14 protein-coding genes are annotated in these 14,250 nt (G+C 68.0%); 11 read left to right on the top strand and 3 right to left on the bottom strand.

Going from position 1 to position 14,250, the window contains the following annotated elements; translation table 11 throughout:
- Positions 1-12: 12 nt before the first annotated feature.
- The 3 genes from VGV06_10290 to VGV06_10280 form a co-directional block, all read right to left on the bottom strand.
- A complete protein-coding gene (locus VGV06_10290) occupies positions 13-1,140 on the bottom strand; it encodes a mandelate racemase/muconate lactonizing enzyme family protein (GenBank protein HEV2055546.1) in 1,128 nt (375 codons plus the stop codon).
- Between the two features lie 21 nt (positions 1,141-1,161).
- Positions 1,162-2,082 (bottom strand): CoA-transferase, encoded by a 921-nt coding sequence (locus tag VGV06_10285; protein HEV2055545.1) that lies wholly within the window; start codon positions 2,080-2,082, stop codon positions 1,162-1,164.
- 74 nt (positions 2,083-2,156) lie between these two features.
- A complete protein-coding gene (locus VGV06_10280) occupies positions 2,157-2,639 on the bottom strand; it encodes a hypothetical protein (protein HEV2055544.1) in 483 nt (160 codons plus the stop codon).
- Between the two features lie 106 nt (positions 2,640-2,745).
- Between VGV06_10280 and VGV06_10275 the strand changes: the two genes are divergently transcribed.
- The 11 genes from VGV06_10275 to VGV06_10225 form a co-directional block, all read left to right on the top strand.
- On the top strand, positions 2,746-3,015 hold the full coding sequence (locus VGV06_10275; protein ID HEV2055543.1) for a hypothetical protein: 270 nt from the start codon (positions 2,746-2,748) through the stop codon (positions 3,013-3,015).
- On the top strand, positions 3,012-3,611 hold the full coding sequence (locus VGV06_10270; GenBank protein HEV2055542.1) for a plasmid pRiA4b ORF-3 family protein: 600 nt from the start codon (positions 3,012-3,014) through the stop codon (positions 3,609-3,611). Before VGV06_10275 ends, VGV06_10270 begins: the two co-directional genes overlap by 4 nt.
- A 622-nt stretch (positions 3,612-4,233) precedes the next feature.
- Positions 4,234-4,845, top strand: a complete 612-nt coding sequence (locus VGV06_10265) for an N-6 DNA methylase (GenBank protein HEV2055541.1) — start codon at positions 4,234-4,236, stop codon at positions 4,843-4,845.
- A gap of 159 nt (positions 4,846-5,004) precedes the next feature.
- Positions 5,005-5,511, top strand: a complete 507-nt coding sequence (locus VGV06_10260) for a (2Fe-2S)-binding protein (protein ID HEV2055540.1) — start codon at positions 5,005-5,007, stop codon at positions 5,509-5,511.
- A gap of 34 nt (positions 5,512-5,545) precedes the next feature.
- On the top strand, positions 5,546-7,972 hold the full coding sequence (locus VGV06_10255; GenBank protein HEV2055539.1) for a molybdopterin cofactor-binding domain-containing protein: 2,427 nt from the start codon (positions 5,546-5,548) through the stop codon (positions 7,970-7,972).
- Positions 7,969-8,952, top strand: coding sequence for a xanthine dehydrogenase family protein subunit M (locus tag VGV06_10250; GenBank protein ID HEV2055538.1), 984 nt, complete (start codon positions 7,969-7,971; stop codon positions 8,950-8,952). Before VGV06_10255 ends, VGV06_10250 begins: the two co-directional genes overlap by 4 nt.
- Entirely contained in the window at positions 8,949-9,497 is a 549-nt protein-coding gene (locus tag VGV06_10245) for an XRE family transcriptional regulator (protein ID HEV2055537.1), read from the top strand. The genes VGV06_10250 and VGV06_10245 overlap by 4 nt, the downstream gene beginning before the upstream one ends.
- 51 nt (positions 9,498-9,548) lie before the next feature.
- Positions 9,549-11,222: a 2,3-epoxybenzoyl-CoA dihydrolase gene (gene boxC, locus VGV06_10240; GenBank protein ID HEV2055536.1), complete on the top strand. Its 1,674-nt coding sequence runs from the start codon at positions 9,549-9,551 to the stop codon at positions 11,220-11,222.
- On the top strand, positions 11,222-12,640 hold the full coding sequence (gene boxB, locus VGV06_10235; GenBank protein HEV2055535.1) for a benzoyl-CoA 2,3-epoxidase subunit BoxB: 1,419 nt from the start codon (positions 11,222-11,224) through the stop codon (positions 12,638-12,640). Before boxC ends, boxB begins: the two co-directional genes overlap by 1 nt.
- An 11-nt stretch (positions 12,641-12,651) precedes the next feature.
- The gene (locus VGV06_10230) at positions 12,652-13,122 is read left to right on the top strand and encodes a RidA family protein (protein HEV2055534.1); all 471 of its coding nucleotides are present in this window, start codon (positions 12,652-12,654) and stop codon (positions 13,120-13,122) included.
- 26 nt (positions 13,123-13,148) lie between these two features.
- Positions 13,149-14,250, top strand: a 1,102-nt coding sequence (locus VGV06_10225; GenBank protein ID HEV2055533.1) for a benzoate-CoA ligase family protein, incomplete at its 3' end; no start/stop codon positions are given.

Below are 14,250 nucleotides of genomic sequence, written 5' to 3'. Positions count from 1 at the left end.
CCCGGCCGACGTTCAGCTCGAAGTGCCATGGAGCACGAAAGGCTTGGCGCCCGAGGCGGCGTAGGGATGGCGGCGAATGGCCTCTTCGTTGATCTCGACGCCGAGCCCGGGACCCATAGGTACTTCGACGTGGCCGTCGTGCGCCTGGATAGGGCGCGCGAGAAAAGACGTCTCGTGCTCGCCCGTCGGGAACTCCACGGGCATCGCGCTACCCAAGGTCGCCGCCACATGGAGCGTGGCCGCCAGCCCCGGGCCGAAATAGAAGGAGTGCGGCGCGATGGGCAGGTTGGCCGCCTGGGCGAGCGCTGCGATCTTCTTGAACTCCGTGATGCCGCCGACCTTGGTGATGCTGGGCTGGAGGATGTCGCCCGCGCGGCGCTCGATGATCTCGCGGAAGCCGTAGAGCGTGGACTCGTTCTCGCCCAGCGCGATGGGCGTGTCGGTGGCCCGCGCTACCTCAGCGAGCCCCGTGTAGTCCTCGGGAGGCCACACCGGCTCCTCGAACCAGAAGAGCCGGTAGGGCGCGAGCGCCCGCGCCATACCGATGGCCTCGGCGGGAGTCCAGGGGCAATTCACGTCGAGCATCAGCTCCACGTTCGGCCCCACGGCCTCACGCGCCGCGCGGACCGAGGCCACGTCGGTCTGGTGGAGCTTCAGCATCGTGAAGCCCTGGGCGACGAAGCCCTTGCAGGCGCCCGCCACGTCCTTGGGCGAGTCGTAGCGCATGAGGCTCGCGTACACGGGTAGCGTGGGACGTGTCGCGCCTCCCAGGAGTGCATGGACGGGGGCGTTCAGCGCCTTGCCGAGAAGATCCCACAGCGCGATGTCCACGCCGCTGATGGCGAACATCGCCAGCCCCCGCCGGCCGTAGATCATGGTGCCGCGGTGCATGAGGTCCGCCAGATACTCGATCCTGAGCGGGTCCTGGCCGATCAGCAGCGGCGCCAGGCTCTCCTCGATCACGTTGCAGACCGCGAGCGGCGCGCCGTAGGCGAAGGCCTCGCCCACGCCCGTGAGTCCCGCGTCGGTCCTGACGCGCACGACGATCTGCTTGCGCGTGGCCGCGGTCCAGGGCGACGGCGGGTCGAGCGGTTTCATCGGGATGGCGAGACAGATCGCCTCGATAGATGTGATCTTCATGGGGCTATGATCTTCATGGGCTCAGGCTCCGAAGTCGAGAGGTTCAGAGAGGCGCGGCGTTTTGACCCGCACGGCTTCGCGGGCCTCGGGACCCAGCGTTGAGAGAAAGCCCTTCCAATCGCCGGCATCGAAGATCCAATGGTCGAGCCAGGCCCGCGTGCCTTCCACCGTCCGCGTTTCCTCGTGGTAGCGGTGGTAGAAGTCGTGCCCGCGCCCGTAGTAGCCCTGGACCGGCGAGGGATAGGCGCCAAAGGGCTCGTGGACCACGGCCGCGACCTTGAGAGCGGGCGCCAGCACGAGGCCGGGGTCGGAGAGGATGCGCTCGCGCGGCCAGATCTCCTCGGCCACGATGATGACCCTTCGGGCGGCCATCGCCGCCTGCCGCGTAACGCCGAGAGTGCCCCAGCAGTGCGCGTGGCCCTCCGCGTCCGAGCGCTGGACGTGGAGGATGGCCACGTCCGGCCTGAGCGCCGGGATCAGGACCACGGGATCGCCTGAGAACGGGTCGCGGGCTTCTTTAAAGGACGGGTTGGAGTCGAGGAGCCCCGTGCCCAGAAGTGAGCGGGTCGGGATGTAGGGCGCGCCCATCGCGCCTGCCTGGAGCGCCAGGGCGATACTGAGATTGGAGTGGTCCTCGACGGCGACGGGGTGGGGGACGCCGTGCTCCACCGCGCGGCGGTAGTTGTGGCCGAGCCCGGCCGAGACGTTGCCCACCCAGGCGGCCTGGATGCGGGCGACGCAGCCCGCGGCGATCAGCTGGTCGAAGAGGATGTCCGAGATCGGGCCGATCAGTGTCAGATCCCGCCGGCGCTGGCGGATCAGCTCATGGCCGGCGGCGAAGGGGATGAGCGCCTCCAGCGCCGTGCCCATGCAGACCGAGGCGCCGTCGGGCACGAAGCGCGCCACCGCCTCGCGCATTGGGACGACCTTGTCTTGGGGCACCCGGCCATACTACCCCAGGGTCCCGTGCGGCAGGCGTTCGACCGGTTCGACTGACCGGCGCGGGATCCCGGGCGTCAGCGCTCGCGCCGGTGGAAGGCGCCGCGCACGCCGCGGATGAGGAGCCAGACGACGATGAAATCCATGATCGCGGCGCAGATGCCGAAGGCCGCGCGGCCGGTCCAGTCGCTCGATGGACCCGACCAGGATACGAAGGGGATCGCGACGCCGCCGCTGAAGTGCCGTGGGCCCGCCCCGAACGCGATCCAGTTGAGGATGAGGACGAGCACCAGGGCGGCGGCGCCCCCGAGATAGGGATTGGCCGCGATACTGTTCGGTGTGGCGCCGGGACGGGCCAGCGCGACCGCGGCGCCTGCCAGCAGGAAGCTGAGGCCCGCGCAGCCGGCAATCCATCGCGGCGCGGAGAAGCGCGAGTCGGCGACGGGAATCACGTTCGCCGAGATCAGGATGATGAAGAGACCCAGGGTCATCGTGCCGAGCCCGATCAGCCGATACGGTGGACGTCCTCCGCCCTGATCCGTGTCCGCACTCGTTCCCATGAGCGGAGTATGCGGCACGGGTGGCCCTGGCAAGCAGAACTGGGATGCGCCGCGTGCCCTCCCGTCACGCATTTGTAGCAATCGCTTCCCCTTATAATGGGCCGGCATGTCACTGGGCGAGTCCGACACACGGGCCAAGCTGATCGATCCGGCGCTCCACGCCTGTGGGTGGACGGAAGACCTTATCCGAAGCGAGGAGACGGCGGGGGCAGTGGCGGTGGTTGAAGGGCAAGCCCGGCGGCGCGCAAAGGGTCGCGCGGATTACACGCTGCGGGTCCGGGTGAACCAGGCGAGCCAGCCTGTGGCTGTGGCGCTCATCGGAGCCAAGGCTGAGCGTTTCCCGCGCCAGATTAAAGAAAGGCTCTTCGCCGCATGACGCCGACTGCACGGACTCCGAGACGCCGCCTCACCGTCGCCCCTCGCGAGGACACGCTCTACGTTCTCAGGATCACGCTCGAGGAAGTCGAACCGCCGGTGTGGCGCCGTGTCCAGGTGCCCGGCTCCATCACGCTCGAGCGGCTTCACACGGTCATTCAAAAAGCCATGGGCTGGCGCGACGTGCATCTCCATGAGTTCGAAGTCGGCGGCAGGCGCTACGGCCGGCCGGAGCCGGACGAGCCGCACTACAAAGTAGAGCCCGAGTGGAAGCTGACACTGCGCGCAGCCGCGCCCACCGAAGGTGTACGGTTCCGCTACGTCTACGACCTCGGCGATGGGTGGGGTCACGAGGCGCTGGTGGAGGCGATCCAGGCTCCCACGGCTCCGTTCAAGCATTCGGCATGCCTCGCAGGTGAGCGCGCCTGTCCGCCCGAGGACTGCGGCGGCGTGCCCGGCTACGCGAACCTGCTCGACGTGCTGCACGACCGCAGCCACCCGGAGCACAGGGACATGTTCGCCTGGGCGGGCCGCGGCTTCGACCCCGAGCGCTTCAACCTGGCCGCCGTCAACCGCAAGCTGAAGCTGCTGAAGTGACGTGGCCAGATCGTCTCGTGCCCGGCCCGCCCACCGACATGCTGCCCCCGAGCAAAGGCGGGTACTTCGCCGCGTGAGCATCGTCAGCCCCGGCTCCGCGAGCACCGACAAGCATCGGCTTCCCGCAGGATGGCGTTGGGTGCGGCTTGATAGATTCTACCGAGTCACTCATGGCGGTACGCCAAGCAAGGACAACCCTTCCTTCTGGGCGGGCAACATCCCTTGGGTGTCTCCGAACGACATGCGCTCGACCACGACCGAAGATGCCCAGGATCACATTTCGGAAGAAGCAGTACGAGACAGCGCCACGAATCTCGCTTAGCCCTGGAGCATCCTTGCCGTCGTAAGATCCGGAATTCTGGCTCAGACGGCTCTCATTGCTGTGGCCTCGGTCCGCGTGGCGTTCAATCGGGACATCAAGTCGATTGAGGCTGATCCTGCCAAGGTTGACGTGTGGTTCTTGTACCGGGTGCTGAAAGCCTATGAGTCCGTGATCCTCAGTGATGGCGTCAAGAAAGGCGCCACCGTTCATAGCATTCGGTCCGGATTTCTGGAATCTCCCGAAATCCCGCTCCCGCTCTTAGACGAGCAGCGGCGTATAGCGAACATCGTCGGAGTACAGATGGCGGCGGTGGAGCGGGCGCGGGCAACGGCCAAGGCTCAGCTCGAAGCCGCCAAGGCCCTGCCGGCGGCGCTGGTGCGTCGGGCGTTCAGTGGGGACCTTAGCCTCAAGCCGGGCGGGCGCTGCGGCATCGTGCTGGATGAAGGCGTGCTGTTCCGCACCAACGAGACGGCCTTCGCCCAGACCAAGCGGAAGCTGCTCGACGAGTGCGACCTCTGGTGCATCGTCAGCCTGCCCTCCGGCGCCTTCGTGAATGCGGGCGCGGGTGTGAAGACGAACCTGCTCTTCTTCACCCGGGGCAAGCCCACCGAGCGCATCTGGTACTACGACCTCTCCGACATCAAGATGGGGAAGAAGAGCCCGCTGACGCTCGCCCACTTCGAGGAGTTCTTCCGGCTCTTACCCGCGCGGGGCGACAGTGAGTACTCGTGGACGGTGGAACGGAAGGAGATCGACGCGCGAGGCTACGACCTCAAGGCGGTCAACCCGCACGCCAAGCGCGATGAGGACACGCGGACGCCCGAGGAGCTGCTGGACATCATCAAGGCCAAGGGGCGGGAGGTGGCGGAAGCTTTGGCGGCGCTTCGGGCATTGACGGGGAGGAAGGTGTAGGGCCTCGGCCCCTCACCCTGGCCCTCTCCCCCGGTGGGGGAGAGGGGAGTGGGGGGTGGCGTAAAGCCGCTTGACAGCCCTCCGGGCGATTTAGTATTACTTAAGTCGACTTTCGTGTATCCGTAATCAGCCCGGGGCTCACCCGACGGGGGGCGGCACGTGAAGACGCAGCTCACGCTCACGGTCAATGGCGAGACGCGGGACGTAATCGTCCCTGTGCACAAGTCCCTGCTCGAAGTCCTCCGCGAGGACCTCAACCTCACCGGCACCAAGCACGGCTGTGAGCTCGGGGAATGCGGCACCTGCACGGTGCTTGTGGACGGCGTGCCCGTGCTCTCGTGCCTCGCGCTGCCCGTCGAGCTCCAGGGGCTGGAGATCAAGACCGTCGAGGGCATGGCCGAGAACGGCCACCTCCACCCGCTCCAGCAGGCCTTCGCCGAGCTGGGCGCCGCCCAGTGCGGGTACTGCATCCCCGGCATACTCCTCACCGCCGAGGCGCTGCTGGATGAGACGCCGACGCCGACACGCGATGAGGTCCGCGAGGCGCTCGCCGGCAACCTCTGCCGCTGTACCGGCTACACCAAGATCCTCGACGCGGTCGAGCTCGCCGCCCTGCGTATGCGCGGCAGTGCGAGCCGAGGGACGGCCGAGGTGCCGAAGGCATGAGCGTCACGAGGCGAGCAATTCACGAAGACCGCGTATGAAGAACAACAAGCTCTCGGTCATCGGCCAGTCGCTGCCCAAGATCGACGCCTGGGCCAAGGTTACCGGCGAGACCAAGTTCGCCGATGATCTGGTACTGCCGCGCATGGCCCACGGCAAGCTCCTGAGAAGCCCGCACCCGCACGCGCTCATCAAGCGGATCGACACCGCGCGCGCGGCGGCGCTGCCCGGCGTCTACGCCGTCATCACGGGGCACGACCTGCCGCGGGTCAAGTTCGGCATCCTGCCGGTCTCGCAGGACGAGGAAGCGCTCTGCGTCGAGAAGGTCAGGATGGTGGGAGACGCCGTCGCCGCCGTCGCCGCGGTGGACGAGGAGACGGCCGATCGGGCAGCGCGCCTGATCGAGGTCGAGTACGAGCCGCTCAAGCCCCTCATGTCCATCGAGGAGTCGCTCGCGAACCCGGACGTGCGTATCCACGAGTATGGCGACGGCCCCAACGTCCACAAGGCCGTCTCGCTCCAGTTCGGCGACGTCGAGGCGGCGTTCGCGGGCTCGCACCTTGTCCGCGAGGACGTCTTCTTCTTCGAGGGCAACACGCACCTGCCCATGGAGCAGCACTCGGCCGTCGCGCACTGGGGGCCGGACGGCAAGCTGACCCTCTGGTCCTCGACCCAGACGCCGCACTACGTCCACCGCCTCCTCGCCAAGATCCTCGACCTGCCGCAGGCGCACATCCGGGTGGTGGCGGCGCCCGTCGGCGGCGGCTTCGGCGGCAAGCTCGACCCCTTCGCCCACGAGATCGCGGCGTGCAGGCTCTCCCAGCTGACGGGCCGGCCGGTGAAGATCACGCTCACGCGCGAGGAGGTCTTCTACGTCCACCGCGGCCGTCACCCGGTGCTCATGTGGATCAAGACCGGTTTTACGAAGAACGGCGCCATCACCGGGATGCACTTCCGCTCGTGGCTCGACGGCGGCGCCTACGGCTCCTATGGCGTTGCCTCTGTCTTCTACACGGGGGCGCTCCAGACGGTCACCTACAAGATTCCGGTCTACAAGTTCGAGGGGGCGCGCATCTTCACCAACAAGCCGCCCTGCGGGCCCAAGCGCGGGCACGGGACGCCGCAGCCGCGCTTCGCCATGGAGTGCCAGATCGACAAGGCCGCCGAGCAGCTAGGTCTCGATCCGGCCGACATGCGGCGGCGCAACCTCGCCGAGCCCTTCACGAAGACGGCCAACCACCTGACGGTCAGCACGATCGGGCTGGGCGAGTGCATCGACCGCGCGGTCGAGGCCTCGGGCTGGCGGGAGAAGCGCGGCAAGCTCCCGCCCGGGCGCGGAATCGGCATCGCATGCTCGTCGTACCTCACGGGCGCGGGCTTGGCGATCTACTGGAACGACATGCCGCATTCGGGCGTCGTCCTCCGGGCCGACCGGAGCGGGCTCGTCGCCGTCCTCTGCGGCGCGACGGACATCGGCCAGGGCTCTGACTCGGTCCTCGCCTACCTCGTCGCTGAGGTGCTCGGCATCGAGCCCAAGGATATTCGCGTCCACCCGGCCGACACGGACCTCACGCCCGTGGATCTCGGCTCCTACTCCTCGCGCGTTACGCTCATGGCGGGCAACGCCGCCATCCAGGCGGCGACGCGGCTCCGCGACAAGATCTTCGAGGCGGTGGCGAAGAAGCTCGAGGTCGCGGCCGACACGCTCGTCGCGCGCGACCGCCGCGTCTTCGTCGAGGGCGACGAGGACAGGGGCATCTCCTTCGCCCAGGCGGTGGTGCTGGGCGAGAGCATGCACGGCGTCCTTGCCTTCCCGGGCTCCTACGCGCCGCCCAAGCGTGCGGGCAAATACAAGGGCGGTGGTGTGGGGCCCTCTCCCTGCTACTCCTACTCGGCCTGTGTCGTCGAGGTGGACGTGGACGTCGACACGGGCGATGTCAAGCCGAGAGAAATCTGGATCGCGCACGACGTCGGCCGCGCGCTGAACCCGCTGCTGGTCGAGGGGCAGGTCGAGGGCTCGGTCTACATGGGGCTGGGCGAGGTCCTGATGGAGGAGCAGGTCTTCCGGAAGGGCGTCCACAAGGCGCCATCGATGCTGGAATACAAGAGCCCGACGACGCTCGAGACGCCCGAGATCCACACCATCCTGATCGAGACCGACGACCCCGAGGGCCCGTTCGGCGCCAAGGAAGCGGGACAGGGGCCGCTCCTGCCAGTCATTCCGGCCGTCGCCAACGCCGTCCACAATGCCGTCGGCGTCCGCATCGACGAGATCCCGATCTCGCCCGACAAGGTTCTGAGGGCGCTCGACCTGAAGCGCCAGGGCAAGGCCGCGCGCATCGGACCCGACAAGCTGCCGCTCTTCAAGTTCCCCGAGGCGAGGGCGGTTGAGTCGGCCTTCGGGCAGCCCGCGGAAAAGATCGTCGAGAGGCCCTTCGGCCCCCAGAGGCCTTTCGCCAAATGATGCGACTGCCGCCGTTCACGTACCTCGCGCCGGTTTCGGTCGGCGATGCCGTGAAGCTCATGGCCGACCACGGGCCCGAAGCGATGTTCGTGGCGGGAGGCACCGATCTCTACCCGAACATGAAGCGCGGCCAGTTCGAGCCGTCGGTGCTGATCGGGCTGCGGGGCATCCGGGACATCGCCGGCGTGAGCGGGTCGGCGAAGACCGGATTCACCATCGGCGCGGGCACGACGCTCAGCGACGTCTCGTCCCATGCCGATGTCGCGCGCCACTACCCGGGGTTGGCGACGGCCGCGGGGCTTGTCTCGAGCCCGCAGATCCGCAACATGGGCACCCTCGGCGGCAACGTCTGCGTGGACACGCGCTGCAACTACTACAACCAGTCCTACGAGTGGCGGAAGGCCGTCAACTTTTGCATGAAGAAGGACGGCGACATCTGCCTCGTGGCGCCCAGCAGCTCGCGCTGCTGGGCCGTGTCCTCGTCGGACACGGCGCCGATGCTCTGGAGCCTCGGCGCCAGCGTCAGGCTCGCGGGGCCGAAGGGCGAGCGCGTCATTCCCATCTCGGCGCTCTACCGGGACGACGGCATCCAGTACCTGAGCAAGGAGCCGGGCGAGGTCGTGACGGCCATCGTGCTGCCGCCCGCGGACGGCTGGCGCTCGACCTATCTCAAGCTCCGCCGGCGTGGGTCAATCGACTTCCCGATTCTCGGCGTCGCCGTGGCGCTTCGCATGGACGGCGACACGGTGAGGGAAGCGTCGATCACGCTCGGCGCCGTCGCTTCCCAGCCACGGCCTACGCCGGCGGCGGCCGCCCTCCTCGTCGGCGAGCGGCTCACGCCGGAGCTGATCGACCGCGTCGCCGATGCCGCCTTCAAGCCGTCGAAGCCCCTCGACAATACCGACCTGACGCACCCGTACCGCAAGAAGATGACGCGGGTGTTCGTGGCGCGCGCGCTCCGCCGGCTGGCGGGCCTGTGACCTCACTGGGGGCGCGCATCAAGGGACTGCGGGCGGAGCGGGGGCTCCAGCAGCGGCAGCTCGCCGAGAAGGCCGGCATGACACCGAGCATGGTGTCCCAGATCGAAGCGGGGAGGCTGACGCCGTCGCTGCCGACGCTGGGGAAGCTCGCGGCCGCCCTCGGCGTCCCGATCGCCTCGCTCTTCGAGCCCACGCCACACGGGCGGCTCCACGTGACCCGGAAGAGCGAGTACCCGGTGGTCTCCTTCGACGGGACCACGGAGAAGTGGCACGTGCTCGGCGCGGGGCTCTTTCAGGGTAAGATTCGCGCTGTGGTCTCGACGCTCGGTCCGCGCGCCAAGGGCGTCAAGACCGACAAGGTCGTCATTGACCCAGGCCAGATGAAGCTCTTCTACGTGCTCGAGGGCAAGGTCGCGCTGCATTACGATGGAAGCTCCCAGCAGCTCGAGGCGGGCGACAGCGCCTACCTCGACGGCGGGACGCCCCACGGCTGGGAGAACCTCGGGCCCAAGAGCGCCAAGGCGCTCTGGGTCATCTTGGGATAATGCAAAGTTGGGGCTAAAGAAAAATTGGGGGCTAAAGGAGAATCACCGAGCATGGCTGACGGCGGCGTACCGATGACGGTGGATTTCCGCACCGAGCCCGCGAAATACAAGCACTGGAAGCTGTCCTTCGACGGTCCCGTCGCCACGCTGGCGATGGACGTGAGGGAAGACGGCGGGCTCAAGCCGGGGTACGAGCTCAAGCTCAACTCCTACGATCTCGGCGTGGACATCGAGCTCTACGACGCGATCCAGCGTCTGCGCTTCGAGCATCCCGAAGTCGGGGCGGTGGTGCTGACCTCGGGCAAGGAGCGCATCTTCTGCGCCGGCGCCAACATCCGCATGTTGAACCAGTCCTCCCACGGCTGGAAGGTTAACTTCTGCAAGTTCACCAACGAGACCCGTAACTCGATCGAGGATGCGACCGCCGAGTCTCGCCAGAGCTATCTCTGCGCGGTCAACGGCCCCTGCGCGGGCGGCGGCTACGAAATGGCGCTGGCGACCGACTGGATCATCATGGCCGACGACGGCTCGACCACTGTGGCGCTTCCCGAAGTTCCGCTTCTTGCCGTCCTGCCCGGCACCGGAGGCCTGACGCGCCTGGTGGACAAGCGGCATGTCCGCCGCGACCGTGCCGACTTCTTCTCGACGCTCGAGGAGGGCATCAAGGGGCAGCGCGCCGTCGAATGGCGGCTCGTGGACGAGGTCGTGCCGCGCTCCAAGCTCGAGGAGACGGTCAAGCGCCGGGCCGCCGAGCGCGCCGCGCGCACCGACCGGCCCGCGGCCGCCAAGGGCATCAGCCTCACGCCGCTCCGGCGCGCGATCGAAGGTATGCGGATCACCTACGGCACCATCACCTGCGCCCTCGACCGTGGGCGAAGCGTCGCGGAGATCACGGTCAAGGGGCCCGGCGCTCAGCCTCCTGCCACCCTCGAGGCTATTCATGCCGCCGGCGCCGCCTTTTGGCCGCTCGCCCTGGCGCGCGAGCTCGACGACCTCATCCTCCACCTTCGCGCCAACGAGGAGGAGATCGGCATCTGGGTGTTCAAGACGGAGGGGAGCGCCGATCTCGTCGAGGCCCATGACCGCGCGCTCCAGGAGCACGCGGCGGACTGGCTGGTGCGCGAGATCCGGCTCTACCTCAAGCGCACCTTCAAGCGCCTCGACGTCTCGTCACGGTCCATCTTCGTCCTGGTCGAGCCGGGCTCCTGCTTCGCGGGCACCCTGCTCGAGCTGGCGCTGGCGGCCGATCGGTCCTACATGCTCGACGGCGCTCTCGAGGGCGACACGCGCAAGCCCGCCGCCGTGCGTCTGACCGGGATGAACTTCGGGCCGTACCCGATGGTCAACGGGCTGACGCGCCTCGCGAGCCGCTTCCTCGACGAGCCGGCGCGCTCCGACGACCTCAAGCGGCGCATCGGCGAGGACATGGAGGCTCCCGCCGCGGCTGACGCGGGGCTCGTCACCTTCACCCCCGACGACATCGATTGGGAGGACGAGGTCCGCGTCGGCATCGAGGCGCGCGCCGCGTTCTCGCCCGACGCGCTCACCGGCATGGAGGCTTCGCTCCGCTTCGGCGGGCCCGAGACGCTCGAGAGCAAGATCTTCAGCCGCCTGTCGGCGTGGCAGAACTGGATCTTCCAGCGCCCCAACGCCGTCGGGGACAAGGGTGCGCTCCGCGTCTACGGCACGGGCCAGCGCAGCGAGTTCGACCGAAGGAGAGTGTGATGGCCGGCATCGACTACACCACGCTGATCCCGAACAACGTCAACCTGCACGAGAACCGGCGGCTCCAGCGGGCGCTCGAGGACTGGCAGCCGAAGTTCCTCGAGTGGTGGCAGGACATGGGGCCGACCGGATTCCAGACGAAGGACGTCTACCTCCGGACGGCCATCAGCGTGGACGCGCAGGGCTGGGCGAAGTTCGGCTACCTGAAGATGCCGGACTACCGCTGGGGCATCTTCCTCGCCGAGCCCGAGCCGGGGCGCCAGGTCAACTTCGGCGACCACAAGGGCCAGCCCGCGTGGCAGGAGGTGCCGGGCGAGTACCGCGGCACGCTTCGCCGCCTCATCGTCACCCAGGGAGACACCGAGCCGGCATCCGTCGAGCAGCAGCGCCACCTCGGCCGGACTTGTCCATCGCTCTACGACCTCCGCAACCTCTTCCAGGTTAACGTGGAGGAAGGGCGGCACCTCTGGGCCATGGTCTACATCCTGGACGCGCACTTCGGCCGCGACGGGCGCGAGGAGTCGGAGGCCCTGCTTCAGCGCCGCTCAGGCGACGCCGACAAGCCGCGCATCCTGGGCGCCTTCAACGAAAAGACCCCCGATTGGCTGTCCTTCTTCATGTTTTGCTTTTTCACCGACCGCGACGGCAAGTACCAGCTGGCGAGCCTGGCGGAGAGCGGCTTCGACCCGCTGTCGCAGACCTGCCGCTTCATGCTGACGGAAGAGGCGCACCACATGTTCGTGGGCGAAGCGGGCATCATGCGGATCGTCCAGCGCGCCTGCGAGCTGATGCGCGAGCACAAGACGGACGATCTCCGGAAGCACGGCGGCATCGACCTGCGCACGATGCAGCGGTACCTGAACTTCCACTGTTCGGTCTCGCTGGACCTCTTCGGCTCGGAGATCTCCACCAACGCCGCCAACTTCTACACCGCGGGGCTCAAGGGGCGCTTCGAGGAGATCAAGAAACACGATGACCACCTGCTCAAGGAGGCGACATACACCGTCGCCGAGCTCGAGGGCGAGCGGATCGTGATGCGCGAGGAGCCGGCGCTGGTCTCGCTCAACGAGCGGCTGCGCGACGATTACGTCGCCGACTGCGCCCGGGGCGTCGCCCGGTGGAACGAGGTCATCAAGAAGCACGGGATCGACTTCGAGCTGCGGCTCCCGCACCGGGCCTTCCACCGCGCCATCGGCAGCTTCGCCGAGGCGCGCGTGGCGCCCGACGGACGGGTCATCAGCCAGGCCGAGTGGGACGCCAAGCACCGCGACTGGCTGCCGACCGAGGAGGACAAGGCGTATATCGAGAGCCTCATGCAGCCGGTGACCGAGCCCGGCAAATTCGCCCACTGGATCGCCCCGCCCGCGCGCGGCATCAACGGCCAACCCGTGGACTTCGAGTACGTGCGGTTGGCCTGATCGGAGGAATCATGCCCAAGGTCGTGACGCCGAAGAGCTTTGGAGCTCCGCTGGGGATGTACTCGCACGGGATGGTGGCGCCGGGCGGGGAGATCGTCGTGGTCGCCGGCCAGGTCGGCATGGGGCAGGGCGGCCAGGTCGCAGGCGGAGACGTCGTCGCGCAGACGAAGCAGGCTCTGGACAACGTGCGCGCCGTCGTGGAGGCGGCCGGCTGCGCGATGCGCGACATCGTACGGTTCCAGACCTTCCTGACCCACGCCGGGGACATCGACGGCTTCATGAAGGCGCGCGCCGAGGTCTTCCCGAGCTACTTCCCTGACGGCGCCTACCCGCCGAACACGCTCCTCGTCGTCACGCGGCTCGTGAAGCCGGAGCTGCTTGTCGAGATCGAAGCCATGGCCGTCAAGCCCGCGAAGGCCCCAACGACGCCGCGGCGGACAGCCAAGACCGCGAAGCGGCCGCCCGTCAAACGTCGCCGCTAGGCCGCGCGCCGCACGGAGAAACCGACATGGCAACGTCGCCGTTCGAGGTGCCCGACCGCTTCAACGCCGCCACCTTCTTCGTGGACCGGCACATCGCCGAGGGCCGCGGGGGCAAGGTTGCCTTCCTCCACGAGGAAGGCGAGCTGACCTATGCCGGCCTCCAGGAGCTGGTCAACCGCGCAGGCAACGCGCTGCTTGGCCTCGGCGTCGAGCCCGAGCACCGCGTGCTGTGCCTGCTGCTGGACTCGCCCGCCTTCCTCGCCACCTTCTGGGGCGCCATCAAGATCGGGGCCGTGCCCATCCCGATCAACACCATGATGCGCGGCCAGGACTACCTCTACTTCCTGAACGACAGCCGCGCCCGGGTCGCCGTGATCTCCGAGCCGCTCCTGGCCGAGGCCGGGCCCATACTCGCCCAATCGCGCCACCTCAGGCACGTTGTCGTGGTCGGCAAGCCCGGCGCCGGGCAGATCGGCTTCGACCCGTGGCTCGCCAAGGCCTCGTCCACCCTCGAGGCCGTGGACATGTCCAAGGACGACGTCTGCTTCTGGCTCTACTCCTCGGGCTCGACCGGCTTTCCAAAGGGCGCGGTCCATCTCCAGCACGACATGGTGGTCTGCACCGACACGTACGCGCTCCAGGTGCTGGGCATCACGCCCGAGGACAGGACCTTCTCGGCGGCCAAGCTCTTCTTCGCCTACGGCCTCGGCAACAACATGTACTTTCCGATGCGTGTGGGCGCGCAGGCAGTGCTCTACCCGCATCGCCCGCTGCCCGAGGCCATGTTCGAAGTCATCCACCGCCACAAGCCGACTATCTTCTTCGGCGTGCCGACGCTCTACGCCGCCATGCTCCAGGTCAAGGAGGCCGAGAAGCGCTACGACTTCTCCTCGGTGCGCCGCTGCGTGTCGGCCGGCGAGGCGCTGCCGGAGGAGATCTACAAGCGTTGGCGCGAGCGCTTCGGCGTCGAGATCCTCGACGGCATCGGCACGACCGAGATCCTGCACATCTTCCTCTCGAACCCGCCGGGGCGGGCGAGACCGGGCTCGAGCGGGCTCGCGGTGCCGGGGTACGCGGCGCGCATCGTGGACGACGAGGGGTTGCCCGTGGCGCAGGGCGAGATCGGCA

The sequence above is a fragment of the Candidatus Methylomirabilota bacterium genome (assembly GCA_035936835.1).
In the GTDB taxonomy this organism is placed as follows: Bacteria; Methylomirabilota; Methylomirabilia; order Rokubacteriales; family CSP1-6; genus AR37.
The sequence above is the reverse complement of the archived record's forward strand: the minus strand, read 5'-3'. Positions and strand labels throughout refer to the sequence as shown.